Origin of the sequence: Lentzea sp. NPDC042327, from assembly GCF_040647275.1 — a bacterium.
Taxonomy (GTDB): domain Bacteria; phylum Actinomycetota; class Actinomycetes; order Mycobacteriales; family Pseudonocardiaceae; genus Lentzea.
The window spans coordinates 854,701-870,458 of sequence record NZ_JBEZBX010000001.1 but is presented as its reverse complement, the minus strand read 5'-3'; the positions used below and the strand labels follow the sequence as shown (position 1 = coordinate 870,458).

At 71.6% G+C, this 15,758-nt stretch carries 6 protein-coding genes; 5 read left to right on the top strand and 1 reads right to left on the bottom strand.

Translation table 11 applies throughout. The features are described from left to right. Positions 1-183: 183 nt before the first annotated feature. The 4 genes from AB0A63_RS03505 to AB0A63_RS03490 all read left to right on the top strand — a co-directional run bounded on the left by AB0A63_RS03505 (position 184) and on the right by AB0A63_RS03490 (position 13,765). Positions 184-1,701, top strand: a complete 1,518-nt coding sequence (locus AB0A63_RS03505; protein WP_360384845.1) for an acyltransferase domain-containing protein — start codon at positions 184-186, stop codon at positions 1,699-1,701. Beyond that, positions 1,698-7,418 (top strand): SDR family oxidoreductase, encoded by a 5,721-nt coding sequence (locus tag AB0A63_RS03500; protein WP_360384843.1) that lies wholly within the window; start codon positions 1,698-1,700, stop codon positions 7,416-7,418. Before AB0A63_RS03505 ends, AB0A63_RS03500 begins: the two co-directional genes overlap by 4 nt. 215 nt (positions 7,419-7,633) lie before the next feature. Then, complete coding sequence (locus AB0A63_RS03495; RefSeq protein WP_360384841.1) at positions 7,634-12,835, top strand: type I polyketide synthase; 5,202 nt, start codon at positions 7,634-7,636, stop codon at positions 12,833-12,835. A 201-nt stretch (positions 12,836-13,036) separates the two neighbouring features. After that, entirely contained in the window at positions 13,037-13,765 is a 729-nt protein-coding gene (locus tag AB0A63_RS03490) for a helix-turn-helix domain-containing protein (protein ID WP_360384839.1), read from the top strand. Positions 13,766-13,773: 8 nt separating this feature from the next. Here AB0A63_RS03490 and AB0A63_RS03485 read toward each other — a convergent pair whose 3' ends face one another. Next, positions 13,774-14,385, bottom strand: coding sequence for a TetR/AcrR family transcriptional regulator (locus tag AB0A63_RS03485; RefSeq protein ID WP_360384837.1), 612 nt, complete (start codon positions 14,383-14,385; stop codon positions 13,774-13,776). Positions 14,386-14,816: 431 nt separating this feature from the next. On the opposite strand from AB0A63_RS03485, the gene AB0A63_RS03480 reads away from it, so the two are divergent. After that, the gene (locus AB0A63_RS03480) at positions 14,817-15,710 is read left to right on the top strand and encodes a LysR substrate-binding domain-containing protein (protein ID WP_360384835.1); all 894 of its coding nucleotides are present in this window, start codon (positions 14,817-14,819) and stop codon (positions 15,708-15,710) included. Positions 15,711-15,758: the final 48 nt, after the last annotated feature.

Here is a 15,758-nt window from a genome sequence, read left to right as displayed (position 1 = left end):
AGTACCCGGCGTCAACGGCGCGAAGGGCTCCGGTCCCGCCTGCCGGAACGAGCGCTCGTGGCGGTACGCGCACCACTGACATCCTGTCGAGCAAGCGACCTCCTGGCTTCGTCCGGAGCCTGCCCCGGTCCCCCGCCGGGTGCTTTGAAACCCGTTTTCCCGCTCCACGCTAAGGATCTCATCGTGTCTTGTTCGTCGTCTTCCTCGCCGGTCTTCCTGTTCCCGGGACAGGGCGGGTACCTGCCCGGTGGTCTTTCACGCGTGTGCGCCGACCGCTCACTGCCGGCCGTTGTCGGTCAGGTGGACGCGATCTCCCTCCGGCACGGCGGCCCCACGATCTCCACCCTGCTGGAGAGCGCGGACGCGCCGACCCTGGACGTGCTGCTGGCCAGTGACGTCCCTGCTCTGAGCCTGGCCATCTTCGCCACCGAGCTGGCGGTCCTGGACCTGGCCCGTGAGCTCGCCGGCGTCACACCGGCTCTCGTGATCGGTCACAGCTTCGGCGAGTTCGCCGCGCTGACCGCCGCGGGAGCGCTCGACCTGGCGGACGGGGTCCGGCTCGTGATCGCGCGTGACCGTGCGCTGCGCGCCTCGCGCGACACCGAGGGAGGAATGGTCGCGCTGCGCGTCGGACGACAGCGGGCGAGCGCTGTCGTCGGCTCTCTCGCTGACCGCGGCCTGGCGGTCGCTGCCCACAACGGGTACGACCAGGTCGTGGTCTCCGGCCCGCACGAGTCGCTGGACCGGCTGACGGCGCTGGCCGGCCTGCTCGGGATCGAAGCGACGCGCCTGCGCGTCCCGTACCCGTTCCACAACCGGCTGCTGGCGGAGGCGAACCGGTTGTTCGAGGCGGAGGTGGCCGAGGTCCGGGTGCGCGCACCGCGAGTGCCGATGTACTCGCCGGTGCTGGGCCGTTACGTCGAGACCGAGCAGGACGGCCGCGAGATCCTGACCAGCCACCTCGAACGGGAGGTCGGCTTCCTGCAGGCCCTGGTGTCGGTGCGGGGTGACGGGTACGCGCACTTCCTCGAGTGCGGAGCGCGCGCCGCACTGACCGACCTCGTGGGTGCGTGCCTGCCCGGCGTGCAGACCGCGGCACCGCTGCGACAGCGCCGGACCCTCGACGAGCTGCGTGGCGCGTTCGCCACGTCCTCCAGCTCTGAGGCCGCGTCGAACGGGGCGCCGGTCGCGCAGGCCGGGTCGAACGGATCGTCGGTCATGCAGGCCGGTTCGAACGGGTCGTCCATTGCGAGCGCTGGTTCGAACGGGTCGCCGGTTGCGGGCGCTGGTTCGAACGGGTCGTCGATCACGAGCGCCCGAGCGGACGCGGCACCGGTCGAGCCCGCCCGAACGGGCACGCACCAGGTGCAGCACACCGCGGTTCCCGCCGCTGCCGTCCCCACGACGGCACCCGAGCCCGCAGAACCCGCGCCGTCCGGAGGCGCGGACGTTCCGGGCTTGGTGGACGAGCTGCGCACCCTCTACGCCTCCGCCGTCGGCTATCCGGAGGAAGTGTTCGAAGCCGACATCGAGCTCGAGGCGGACCTGGGGATCGACTCCATCCGGCAGACCGAGCTGCTCCAGCGCGCCCGCCAGAAGTACGACCTCCCCGAGGCCGACATCCGGATCACCGACTACACCACCCTGGAGTCGATCGCCGAGCTGCTCACCCAGCTCGGTGCCGGGCGGGTGAAGGCGTGAACAGTCCACGCAGCGGTGCTTTCGCCGACCGGATCTGCCTGGTGACGGGAGGCTCGAAGGGGCAGGGCCGGGCCATCGCGCGCGAGCTGGCCCGCGGTGGCGGCCATGTGATCGTGAACTGGTTCCACGACATCGACGCCGCGCGGCAGACCGTGGCGGACATCCTCGCGGAGGGCGGTTCCGCGGAGCACCTGCGGGCCAGCGTGGCCAAGCAGGACGCGGTCGAGGAGATGTTCGCCGACGTCGCACGCCGGCACGGGCGGCTCGACGTGCTGGTCAACAACGCCGCCCGCGGAGTGTTCGAGCCCGGTCACGTGCTCACCGACCGCGACTGGGAAAGGGCGATCGACACCAACGTGCACGGCCCGCGCCGTTGCTGCCGTGCCGCCTTCCCGCTCATGAAGGACCGCGGCGGCGCGATCGTGAACCTGGGTTCGATCGGCACCAGCGTCGTCATCGACAACTACAGCTGCGTGGCGGTGTGCAAGGGGGCCCTCGAACAGCTGACGAAGTACCTGGCCGTGGAGTTCGGGCCGCACGGCATCCGGGTGAACATGGCATCCGCGGGAATGCTCGTCAGCGAGACGGTGAAGTTGTTCCCCCGCAGCGAAGAGGTCCTGGAGGCGACGGTCGCGGGAACCCCGCTCGGCCGCCTGGGCACGGTCGAGGAACACGCGAAGCTCGTGGCCTTCCTCGCCTCCCCGGAAGCGTCGTGGATCACGGGGGAGAACGTCGTCAACGACGGCGGGATCCGGCTGGGCGGTGCGCTGATCCGCGCCGGGGGCACGTGGGGCGACGCCCCGCGACCGGCGGCGGACGTCGTCGAGCCCAGCGCGTCGGGGGGGCCGGTTCGCGATGTGCCGGTTCGCGCCGCCGACAGTGCGCCTGCCCGTGCCTCGGACGGTGAGCCCGCCCGCGCTTCGGACACCACGCCCACCCGCACGTCGGACGATGTGCCTGCCCGCGCTTCGGACGGTGCGCCCGTCCGCGCCTCGGACAGTGCGCCTATCCGCGCCTCCGACAATGCGCCTGCCCGCACCTCCGGCCGAGCTGCAGAACCCACGCCCGGCCGTGAGGGTGACGACGATGCCATTGCCGTCGTCGGGATGGGACTGGTCGTCCCCGGTGCGGAGTCACCCGAGCAGTTCTGGGAACTGCTGCGCGCCGGCGAGCCCGCGTTCAGCGAACCGGGGGACCGCTATCCGCTCGACACCTTCTGGGCCGCCGATCCCGGCGACCGCGACCGCACGTACGCGCGCACCGCGGGCTTCGTGCGGATGGGGCGGCACGAGGACGTCGCTCCCGACGCCAGCCTGTCGTCGTCCTGGCTGCGCCACGCCCTGGGGCAGGCGTTGCCGGACGGTCCGTCGTCCCGTTCCTCGCTGTTCATCGGTGCCTGCTCCGACGGCGACCAGCACTTCGAGCAGGCCATGGTGGTCGAGGGGTACGCCCGCATGCTCGCCGAGGCTTGGCCGACGCCCGCGGGCCCGGACGCGGAACGGCTGCGCTCCCTGCTGCGCGAGCGCTACCGGCTGGCCGCGGGCAACCCGGAAAGCCACCTGCCGGACGGGGTCGTCCGCAACGCCGTGCGCGGCCTGCTGCCGGACACCACGCCCGTGACGATCGTGGACACCGCGTGCTCCTCGTCGCTCTACGCCATCGACCTGGGTGTGGCCGCCCTGCTGGAAGGCAGCACCGACCTGGCGCTGTGCGGGGGCTACTTCATGGTCACCCCGCGGTTCAACGTGCTGTTCAGCAAGCTCGGCGGCCTCAGCCACCGGGGAGCGGTCAACGCGTTCGACGGCTCCGCGGACGGCACGCTCTTCTCCGACGGCGCGGCGGTGGTGGCGCTGCGCCGGCTGGGTGACGCCCGCCGCGACGGCCAGCAGGTGCTCGGCGTGCTGGCGGGGTTCGGTGCCGCGGCCGACGGCCGGGGCAAGGCCATCGCCGCCCCCAACCACCGCGGGCAGGAACTGGCGATCGCACGCGCCGGGCACGGGCAGGAGCACGCCCCGGTCTGGGTGGTCGGGCACGGTACCGGCACCAGGGCGGGCGACGAGGTCGAGCTGGCCGCGCTGAACCAGTCGGCCGGCCGGGAAGTGTTGTGCACCAGCAACAAGTCCCTGATCGGGCACACGGGGTGGGCCGCGGGCGCGGTGTCGGTGATCCACGCTCTGCTCGCCCTGCGCCACGGTGTGGTCCCCGCTCAACGGCCACGACCCGGCGCGGCGGCGACCGCGGAACACGTCACCGTCCCCGCGCAGGACACGCCGCTGCCCGCCGGACCGCGCCTGGTCGGCGTCTCCGGGTTCGGGTTCGGCGGGACCAACGGGCACCTGCTGTTGCGTGACGAGCCCGGCCCCGGCGAGCCCGTGCCCACCTCCCGGCCGCCGGCGAAGGACGACCGCGTCGTCCTGGTCGCGTGGAGCGCCCACCTGCCGGGGGCGCCGACCTCGGCCGAAGTCGCGACGCGCCTGGGCGAGGGGCGTGCGCCCGCTGACGACGCGGCCTTCCCGATGCCCTACCCGGCGCCGGAGTGGAAGGTGAGCAGGCTGCCCGCCGCGGTGTCGGACGCCATCGACCGCACCCAGCTGATGGCGCTGGACGTGGCCGAACGCTTCCTGGCCGAACACGGGCAGCTGTGGGAAGGCCGCGAGGAGACCACCGGTGTCATCGCGGCTCACTACGGACCGACCCTGTCCTGGTACCAGTCGGCGCTGCGCTGCTACGCCGACGACCTGCTCGCCGTCACGCCGGGTGAGCTCGACGCGGACGAGTTCGCGGAGGCCGCGCGAGCCGTGGGCCGCGCGGTGCGGGCAGGAACCCCCGAGTCCACCCCGGACACCCAGCCCGGTCTGATGGGCAACGTCATCGCGTCGCGCATCGCCAACCGCCACAACCTCAACGGTGCGGTGCAGCTCGCCGACGCCGGGCCGGACGCCACCGCGCACGCGGTCCAGACGGCGGTGCGGCACCTCCTCGGCGGAGCGCTGGACCTGGCGCTCGTGCTCAGCCTCAACGGCAACAGCACCGACGAGCTGCGCACCCTGCTCGGTCGCGGCCCCCTCGGCGAAGGCGCCTTCCTGTTCGCCTTGGCGCGGGAGAGCACCGCGGCCGCCGCCGGATGGCCCGTGCTCTGCCAGGTCTCGGTCGCCACCGGCGGCGCCGGGACCCGAGCCCCACGGCCGCTGGACTACCTCGGCGCCAACGGCGCGTGCGACCTCGTCGGCGAGCTCACCCGACTGGGGAAGACCCCCCACGTGATCGCCGCCGGCCCTTCGGCGCCCGGGATCGTGCTGACACCACACCGGGCCACCCGGCCGGCGCCGCGCAACGAGCGCTACGTCTGCACCTACGTCGAAGAGCCGGCTTCCGGCGCCGAGTGGACCACCGCTCCCGGGCCGGACTGGCTCGTCGTCGTGCAGCCGGGGTGCGAGGAGTCGGTGCCCGCACACGTGCGCGCGTCCGGTGCTCACATCCACGTGCTGGACGAGACCGCACCGGTCGAGGCCCAGTTCCCCGACGCCGCGACGGGCGCGGGCCGGTTCAGCCACGTCCGCCTCTTCGCCTCCACCGGTGGGCCGGCGCCCGGCGACACCGTTGCGGAAGGGACTCTCCGCGCGCACGAAGCGCTGTTCCTCGCGGCGAAGTCCTGCCGCGACCGGATCGACGCCGGTGGCTCGCTCGGCGTGCACCTCGTCGACGGGCTGCGCAGCGGAGTCCCGCACTCCTCCGCCGGCCTGTTCACCGGCATCGTCAGCAGCCTCGCCTGGGACCTCCGCGGGGCGCGGCTGGCCGTGGTGATCAGCTCGGAGACCGGCGCCTGGGACACCCTGAACCGGGAACTGGCCGGCTACCGCGGCTATCCGGCGGTGCTCCACCACGACGGTGTGCGGCTGCGCACCAAGCTGGTGCCCGCACCGCTCGACCTGAGCTCGAACGTGTCGCCGCTGCGGCCGGGGTCGGTGGTCGTGGTCACCGGCGGCGCGCGGGGCATCACGGCGGCCTGCGCGAAGGAGCTCGCCTCCCGGACGCCGTTGCGGTTGTGGCTGCTGGGCTCGTCGCGGCTGCAGGACGTGCCCGAGGACCTGCTGCACGCGGGCGACGAGCAACTTCCCGGCCTGCGGGCGAACTTCCTCAAGACCGAACGCGCCCGCACCCCCGGTGCCACGGTGCGGGAGGTCATGGCCCGGTTCGACCGCCTGCTCAACGCCCGCGAGTCGCAGCGGAACCTGCGGGAACTGCGCGCGCTCTGCGGTGAGGACGCGGTCGACTACCTGACCTGCGACCTCACCGACGCCGAGGCCGTCCGCTCGGTGGTCGAGATGATCCGGCAGGTCACCCCGGACGTCGACCTGCTCGTGCACGGCGCCGGCCTGCACAACGGCGGCGACATCTCCCGGCTGACGGTCGACGGGCTGCGGCACGTCCGCGGGGTCAAGGTCGACGGGTACCGCAACCTCAAGGCCGCGTTCGGCACCGCCCAGCCCGCCCAGTGGTGCAACTTCGGCTCGGTGGCCGGCCTCGTGGGGCTGCCCGGCGAGACCGACTACGCGCCCGGCAACGACTTCCTCCACGGCGCGGCCCGCCAGGCGGCACTGGTCCGCGGCGCGGACGAGCGCACGCTGATCTGGCCGATCTGGGCGGAGATCGGCATGGGCGGATCGGAACTGATGCAGGGCAACAACGAACGAGCGGGGATCATGGCTCCGCTCGCCCCGGCCGAGGGCGTGCGGCACCTGGCCGCCGAGCTGTGCACGCCGTCGGTCGCCCAACCGCTGGTGGCGTTCCTCAACGCGAAGGAACGCGCGACCTTCGGCGAGCAGTTCCCCGGCTTCGTGCACCCGGTACCGGAACGCACCCGGTGGATGCTCGGCACCCCGCACCGCACCACCCGCGGCACCACCCAGTGGCTGCTGGACCTCGGCGAGCGCACCGCGGGGTTCCTGGTCGACCACACGGTGAACGGCAAACCGACCATGCACGGCACCGGCCTGGCCACCATCGCGGCCGAAGCGGCGACCGCGGTGGTACCCGGCATGCCCGTCCGCACCCTGGAGAACCTGCGGTTCTCGGCGTTCGTCGCGCCGAAGGCCGGGCCGGGCAACCCCTACCGGGTGACGGCGCGGCTGGACGGCCCTGACCGCGTGCACGTCCGGATCACCAGCGACGTGGTGGACCGGCGTGGCCGGGTGCTGCGCGCGGACCGCCAGCACTTCGCGTGCGACGTGGTGCTGGGCACCCTTCCGGTCCCGCCGCTCGCCAGGAACGTCGTCACCGACCGGCCGTCGGAGGACCCCTACTACCGCGATGACAGCGCCGTGGTCCTGCGCGGGGTCTACCGCGCGAGCACCGACGGCAGGGAGGGCCCGGACGGCACCAGCTCCCGCTGGGTGCTGGTCCCGCCCGCCACCGAAGCCGACCGCGCACTCCTGGAGAACCCGCCGGTTCCCACGGTGATGCTGGACGCACTGGCCCGGACCCGGTTGCTGCGCACCGACGGCAACGGCGTCCACCTGGTGGCGGTACCCCGCTTCATCGACCGCATCGAGTTCTTCGCGACGGGCAGCGACGCGGCGGTGAGCAAGTCCAACCCGGACGGAATCCTGCTCATCCACGTCGACGACGCGAACGTCGAGGAGGCGGTGAACGTGGACGGCCGGGTCCTCATCCGCATCTCCGGTTGCGAGACGTTCGACGTCGGCGACACCAGCTGAGCGTGGCGCCCCGACCACCTCGGTCGGGGCCGTCACGGCATCCGGCCCGACCCGGATGCCCGGCCCCACCGGCCCGGCGGCTGAGGTCGTCGCGCCGGTGGGCTCCGCGCTCGTCATCATCGCCCGGCCGCACCCGCCCTGCGGCCGGCTCCCGGAGCTGGCTGGGAGACCCCGTGAGATCGAGGCGGCTTGACCGAAATCTGTGAGGTAGCAAAATGACGCGTTTGAGTTCTGGTAGCCCGGACAACGACGTCGCCGTCGTGGGTCTGGGCATGAGGTTGGCCGGTGGCATCTGCGAACCGGCGGACTTCTGGGCCGGCTTGATCGCGGCACGCAGTGAGGTCGGGGACCTCCCCCGCGACCGGTGGTCGTCGTACCCGGCACACGGTCCGGCGGCCGCCGCCGCGGTGGACCGGGCGGTCAGCCGTGCCGCCTACCTGGAGGACGCCGCGAGCTTCGACGCCGAGTTCTTCGGCGTCACACCCAGAGAAGCGGTCCTGATGGACCCGCAACAGCGCCTGGTGCTGGAAGTGGTGTGGGAAGCACTCGAACACGCCGGAATCCCGCCTCTGTCGCTCGCCGGCAGCAACTCCGCCGTGCTGATCGGCGTGGGTGGCGGTGAGTACGGGCAGATGCTGCTGAACGATCCCGAGCGGATCGGTCCGTGGAGCAGCATCGGCGGCGCCTACTGCGCCGTCGCGAACCGGGTTTCGTACTTCCTCGACCTGCGCGGTCCGAGCCTGGCGCTGGACTCCGCGTGCTCGTCCTCGCTCGCGGCGATCCACTTCGGACGGCAGGCGCTGCTCTCCGGGGAGTGCGACGTCGTGATCGCGGGCGGGGTGAACCTGATCGCCGCACCCGCGCAGACCCTGTCGCTGGGCGCGTCGGGAGCGTTGGCGGCCGACGGCAGGAGCAAGCCGTTCGCCGCCTCCGCCAACGGGTACGGGCGCGGCGAGGGTGCCGGTGTCGTGGTGCTCAAGCGGCTGGACCACGCCCGGCGTGACGGCAACAACGTCCTGGCCGTCGTCCGTGCGAGCGCGGTGCGGCAGGACGGCCGCACCAACGGGATCATGGCGCCCAACGGCGTCGCACAGCAGGAGATGCTCCGATCCGTCTACGCCGGCGCCGGCATCGATCCGTCCGCTGTGGACTACCTGGAAGCGCACGGCACCGGCACGCCTCTCGGTGATCCGACGGAGGCGGCCGCGGCCGCTGCCGTCCTCGGAGCCGGCCGGGCACCGGACTCGCCTCTGCTCATCGGATCGGTGAAGGGCAACGTGGGGCACCTGGAGGCGGGTGCGGGGGTGGTCGGCATCATCAAGACTGTGCTGGCCATGCGTGCCGGTGTCCTGCCGCCCACGGTGGGAGCGCGGGACGGTGTCAACCCCGCGGTCGAGGCGGAGCGGTCGGTCAAGGTGGTGACCGAGCCGACCGCCTGGCCGGAGGTCGCCGGAAAGCCGAAGCTGGCCGGTGTGTCCAGCTTCGGCTACGGGGGCACCATCGCGCACGTCTGCCTGGCAGAAGGCGACCCGCTGGAACCACACGGGGAGCCGGACGTCACCGGCGCCCCGTCCCTGCTCGTCCTGTCCGCCGCCACCCAGGAGGCGCTCGCACCGACGGTGTCCAGGCTCGCGGACGCGCTGGAGACGGGGGAGCAGGACGTCGACGCGGTGGCGGCCACGCTGGCGCTGCACAGGTCGCACCTGCCGTGGCGGACCGCTGTGGTCGCCACCGATCGCGGCGAGGCGGTCGACCGCCTCCGGGCGTGGTCCGCGACCGAGAAGGTGCCGGGGGTGGTGCACGGCAGGGCGACCGAGCAGGCCGCCGGACCGGTGTTCGTCTTCTCCGGCCACGGTTCCCAGTGGGCGGGCATGGGACATGAGCTGCTCCGGTCGAGCACACCGTTCGCGGCCCTGTGCGAGCGACTCGACCCGGTGTTCCGCGAGGAGGCCGGGTACTCGCTGATCACCGAGATCGACGAGGGGGACTGCACGCGGACGGACCGCATCCAGGCGACGTTGTTCGCCATGCACCTGGGCCTGGCCGAGGTGTGGCGGTCCTGGGGTGTCGAACCGGTGGCGGCACTCGGCCACTCGATGGGCGAGATCGCCGCGGCGGTGACCGCGGGCGTGTGGAGTGCGGAAGACGCCGCCCGGTTCGCCTGCCGCCGCGCGGCACTGCTCGGGACCGTGGCGGGACGCGGTGCCATGGTCCTGCTCGACGTGCCGTTCGACGAGCTGGAGGAACGGCTCGCGGGCAAGTCCGGCCTGACGGCGGCGATCGAACCGGCCCGCGGGTGGTCCGTGCTGGCGGGCGACGTGGCCGCGGTGGAGGAGTGCGCGACCGTGCTGGCCGAAGAGGGCCGCGTGGTTCGCCGGGTGGCTTCCGACGTCGCTTTCCACAGCTCGCACATGGACGGGCTCGTCGACGACCTCGGCGCCGCTGTGCACGGCCTGTCGATCGGCCCGCCGTCGTTGCGGCTGTACGGCACGATCTTGGACGACCCGCGTTCCGGCGCACCACGGGACGCCGGTTACTGGCAGCAGAACCTCAGGCGCCCCGTGCGGTTCGCGGCGGCCGTGGAAGCAGCGGTCCACGATGGACACCGCCACTTCCTGGAGATCTCACCGCATCCCGTCGTCGTCCACAACATCGCTCAGATCGCGGAGTCGCTGGCCGTTCCGGCGGTCACCGCGGCGCACTCGCTGCGTCGCGCGCAGCCGGCGCTCCCGGAGCTCACGGCACAGCTGGGCAGGCTGCACTGCGCCGGAGTCGACGTCGACTGGCGAGCCCGCTGGCCCCGCTCGGCAGCGGTCGCGTTGCCGCGCACGGCGTGGCAGCACAGCCGGTACTGGCTTCCCGAGGCGCCCCTGGACCGGGGGACAGGAGGCCACGACCCGGAGTCCTTCACCCTGCTCGGTTCCCGGCTGACCGCTGCCACCGTGCCGCCTTCTGCCGTGTGGCAGACGACCCTGTCGCCTGAGAACAGGCCGTACGACGCTCCGCACACCGTGCACGGCGTGGACATCGTTCCCGCCGCCGTGCTGTTGTGCACGCTCGCCGACGCGATCACGGGTGCTGCCGACAAGCCGCGCCACCTCCGCGACGTCGTCCTGCGCACCCCTCTGCCGGCCGAGCAGGACCGCGCCGTCCAGGTCGTCCGCCAGGACGGCAGGGCGGTGCTCTCCTCCCGTCTGCAGGAGGCGTCAGAAGAGACGTCCTGGACCACGCACACCTCCGCTCGCGACGGCGGTGCCGGCACCGTGCGCGCCGACGCGGCCGAGGTCGTCGGAGACCCGGTGCTGCCGATGCTCCCCGTCGGCACCGACGAGGTGCTCGACCTGCTCCGGCCGCTGGGGGTGTCAGGTCTGGCCTTCGACTGGCAGGTGGACCACCTCCGGCACGACGACGACGTGGTGCACGCGACCGTGTCGACGCCCGGCCGCGCGTCCCACTGGGCCGTGGTCCTCGACGCCGCCACCACGCTGTCCTCGCTTCCGCTGGCCCGGCAGGGCATCTACCGCATGCCCGCCTCCATCGAGTCGGTCGAGTGGACCGGTCCCGCTCCGTCGTCGGTCCACCTGGTCGCACGCCTGCGCAGCGGTACCACCGACACCATCGACCTGGACCTCCAGGGGACCGGCGGACAGTCGTCCGCCAGGGTCACCGGGCTCCGGTTCGGCGTTCTCGACGCGGACCAGACGCTGATCGCCGACCCGAGGACCTTCCTGCACGGGCTTTCCTGGCAGCCGCTGGAGGTCCCGGCCGTCGAGACGCCCGCGGCCACGGTCACGCTGGTCTCGACCGAACCCTCGGCGACCGCGGAACAGCTCGCGGAGCACCTCGTGCGGGCCGGTCTGCCGTGCACGCTCGTCAAAGCCGCACAGGACATCTACCCGCCCGCGGGCGACGGGTCGCACCACGTGGTGTACCTGGCCCCGTACTCCGGACCGGGACAGGAGTACGACGCCACCGTCCGCCACCTGACCGATCTCGCCGACGTGACCCGGTCCGCGGCCGAGGCCGACCGGCCGGGAACCAGGTTGTGGGTCCTCACCAGGGAAGCCCTGGCCTGCACCACGTCCTCCGGTCTCGCGCATCGGCCCCTGTGGGGAGCCGCACGGGTGATCGCCTCCGAACACCCGGAGCTGCGCGGTGGCGTGCTCGACCTGGAGGGAGGTGACGACGACGCCGCGTTCGAGCTGGTGGCGCGAGTCCTCAACGAACCCCCCGCGGAGGACTGGCTGGTCGTCAGGAACGGTGAACTGCTCGCCGGTCGCGTCGTTCCCCGCCCGGACCGCGGCCAGACCCCTCCGGTGCCCCTGCGACCCGACGCCACCTACGTGGTCACCGGCGGTCTCGGGGCACTCGGGCTGGAGGCGGCACGGCACCTCGCCTCACGGGGCGCCCGCCGGCTGGTCCTGACCAGCCGGCGTGGACTGCCGCCGCGTTCCACCTGGGAGGAGCAGCACGACGACGCGACCCGGCGCGCCATCGGCGTCGTCGAGGAGCTTGAGGGCCAAGGGGTGAACGTCCTCCCGCTCGCCTTGGACGTGACCGACGCCGACGCCGCACGAGCGGTGCTGACACCCGACTTCCTGCGCATGCCGCCCATCCGAGGCGTGGTCCACACGGCCGGAGCCGTGCACGGCCGCCTGGTGGACGACCTGGACGAGGAGTCGATCCGGGAGACGCTGCACGCCAAGGTGCTGGGTGCGGTGGTGCTGCACGAGCTGTTCCCGCCGGGGAGCATCGACGAGATGGTGCTGTTCTCCTCCACCGCACCGCTGGTCGTGCTGCCCGGTTGCACCGCTTACGCCGCGGCCAACTCGTTCCTGGACGGCCTGGCCGCACACCGCCGGCACCGAGGCGGGAACACCACCTCGATCGCCTGGACGGTCTGGCGTGACACCGGCATGGGCAAGCTCAGTGCCGACGGACTGCAGAGCATGGAGGCCCAGGGCTTCGGTGACATCACCCCGTCCGAGGCGCTGCGCGTGTGGAACTGCCTGCACACCACGGATGACGGCTACGCGCTGGTGGTCAGGCCGACCGCACCGCCGCCGGGGGGACGTCGCGCGCTGTTCGAACACGTCCGCGACCCGCGGAACGGCGAGTCGCGCGGAGGCTCGGCGGCGGAACCGGTCACCCTGCTGCGGGACCTGCCCGCGGACGAGGTGTCCGACGCGGCGATGGCCGTGATCCGCAGCGTGGTGGCGGCCGAGACCGGTGTGCCGGAACACCGGATCGAACCCGAACGGCCGTTCTCGGACATCGGCCTGGACTCGGTCATGGGCATCGCGATCCGGGGCAAGCTGCAGCAGGGCACCGGAGTCGAGCTGCCCGCGGGCATCCTCTGGACCCATCCCACACCGGCGGCCCTGACCCGCTACCTCGTCACGACGGCGGCGCGGTGAACTCAGAAAGCCGATCACCCCTGCCTCGCGCCGTGGCGTGCGTGTCGTGCGTTCATGATCCCAGACCAATTGTTGAGTCGAGGCCGATCAGTCCATTCGGCTCGTCGATATATGGCACCGCGTGTTGATCCGACTGGAATAATCCGGTTAGGGTCGGCGCGTTCATGAATATTTTCAGAATCCCGGTCATCGGAGGTTCGGATGACGTCTGCGCGCGGTTCCTCGGTGAGCACGGCGTGGGTGGACGAGACGTGTTCCGCGGAAAAGTCCCAGGGGGCGGTTGAAAAGGCGGTGTTGATCATCCGCTACCTGGGGAGGAAGGGCGGGGTCTGCTCCCTGGCCGACATCGCACGGGACCTGCAGCTCGCCAAGACGACCGCTCACCGGCTGCTGCGCACGCTGGAGGCGGAGCAGGCCGTCCGGCGGATCGCCAACGGGTACGAACTGGGCGACCTGCGACTGACAGCGGGGTTGACGAGCGACGACCACGCCCTCTTGCGGCGGCACGCGCTCAAGGGCATGTTGCGCCTGTACGAGCTGACGCACCTGCTGGTGCAGCTCATGGTCGTGGAGGACAACGTGGTCCGCTGCGTGGAGCAGTTCGAGCCTCCCGGTGCCGGCTTGCTGTCCGGTCCGGTCGACTTCGGCCGGTCGTGGTCCGCGCTGGAGACCGCCGCCGGAAAGGCGGTGCTGACGCTGAAGGCGCATCGGAGCTCCTCCGGCCGGCCCGCCTCCCGGGTCGCGCACGACGACGGGGTCACTCACCGGGGTCTGCGCACCTCGGCCGTGCCGGTCGTCGCGGACGGCCCCCTGTTCGCCGCGGTGTCGGTGACCGGGCCGCAGGCGTTCGTCGCGCGGGGGGAGGTCCAGACCGCGCTGGCGCACGTGGCGCGCTTGTACGAGCCGTTGTGCGCAGGTCTGGCGAGCTGAGCCAGGCCTCAGCCGAGGTCGCGCAGCACGGCGCAGACGATCCTGGTGAGGTGCTCGACCAGGGGGTCGACGGGATCGGTCAACCCCCTGGTCACCCATTCGGTCACCACCTGGGAGATCCCGGAGACGAGCGCCAGCGAGGCCCGCTGGAACAGCACCCGGTCGTGCTGGGGGCCGACGACCCCGCGGACCAGGCGGCCGAAGAACTCCGCCTGCCTGCGCATGGACTCCCGGCGCAGTGACTCGAGGCGCGGCACGTCGATGTAGATGATCCGCGCCCGCTGCGGGTGTTCCGACAGCATGGTGACCAGCGCCTTCATCATCGGGAAGATGAGCTCGCGCGGACCGGACGGGTTGCGCGGCGAGGCCTCGACCATGCCTTCGAGCAGCCACCTGTTCTGCTCGGTGTGCACCTGGAACACCAGGTCACCGCGATCGGTGAAGTGCTCGTAGAAGTAGCGCTTCGACACCTGCGCGCGAACGCACACGTCCGCGACCGTGACGTCGTCGTACGCGCGCGCCGAGAACAGCTCCAACGTGGCCTCGACCAGTCGTTCCCGTCGCTGAGCTGACCGTTCGAGGCGGGACCTTCCGCCGTAGGAGTCTCCTCGTGGCTTCATCGGCGCGGTGCCCGGTGTCCTTCCCGGCTCGAAGTGGTCCTCACGCTCAGTACCTATCACCGGCGGCGAATCTGCGCCACCCGCGTTCCGGACCGCGGAGCCGCGCGCGGTCGTCGCACTGCGTCATCAGTCGGGAACGTCGGCGTTCTGGTTTCTTGCTGCAACGGGGTTCTGGATCGGAATCTTGATAGCCCTAAAGGGTGAATCTCCGTGTCAATTGGAATCAGCGTAACGCCTGGACCAGGCAGTTCAATCAAGAACGTTCACGTTCCAGACCTTGCGCAGCCCTCCGGTGGCGGACATACTGTCGTGAACCGGCAACCGGAGGGTGAGTGAAACCGACGGTCGCGTTTTTGGCGACCGGTGATGTCGTCGAATGCGAAGGTGTCGATTTCGGCCAGCCCGGTGCCGCGACGTGAATGGTGGTCTTCGTGGGCAACAGGGTGGAGCTCAGGCATCTGCGATATTTCGCCGCGGTGGCCGAGACGTGTCATTTCGGTCAGGCCGCGAAACGGCTCAACATGGCCCAGCCCGCGCTGTCGAACGCGATCAAACAATTGGAGGACGAACTCGGCGTCAGCCTCCTGGTCCGCACCACGCGGCGGGTGGAGCTCACCGAGGCCGGCAAGTTCTTCCTCGACGAGGCGCTGCACACGCTGGGGCGCGTCGACGCCGGCATCCACGGTGTCAGGCTGCTGAACGAGGGGCAGTCCGGACTCGTGCGCATCGGGCTCACCTGCTCGGTCACCTTCGCGCACATGCCGTTCCTGATCCAGTCGATCCGCAGGGAGCTGCCCGGCGTCGAGTTCGAGGTGCACTCGGACCTCTCGACCGAGGAGCAGTGCGTCCGGCTCCGTGACCAGACGCTCGACCTCGGGGTCGTGCACCCGCCGGTTCCCGACGGCGTGGAACTGATCCCGATCTGCGAGGAGCCCTTGATCGTCGTCCTCCCGCTCGACCACCCGCTCGCGGAGAAGAAGTCGGTCGGCATCGCGGACCTGCGGGACGAGTCCTTCATCACCGGGGCGAAGCCGGAGACGGGCATAGCCAACGCGGTGATGAAGATGTGCCTGAACGCCGACTTCAGCCTGCGGAAGAAGCACGTGGTCTCGAACATGCCGACTCTCCTCGCACTGGTCGCCTCCGGTCTCGGGATCGGCGTGGTGCCGGACGCCGCCCGCTCGGTCCCCGTCCCGGGCGTGACGTTCCGCCCGCTCAGCGAAGCGCCGATGGTGCCGGTGGCCCTGGCGTGGCTCAGGTCGAAGCAGTCCCCGGTGCTCGCCGACGTGGTGAGGACGTTCGAGGGCCTTCTGTCGAAGGTGTAGTCCCGGACTCGACCTCACTTTCGTTCTCCGGCAAGGCTTTCCTCCCCG

Bases quoted from the DNA above. Each gene is read 5' to 3' on its own strand.
- AB0A63_RS03495 (WP_360384841.1), top strand. From the start codon at position 7,634: ATGACGCGTTTGAGTTCTGGTAGCCCGGACAACGACGTCGCCGTCGTG.
- AB0A63_RS03485 (WP_360384837.1), bottom strand. From the start codon at position 14,385: ATGAAGCCACGAGGAGACTCCTACGGCGGAAGGTCCCGCCTCGAACGG.
- AB0A63_RS03490 (WP_360384839.1), top strand. From the start codon at position 13,037: ATGACGTCTGCGCGCGGTTCCTCGGTGAGCACGGCGTGGGTGGACGAG.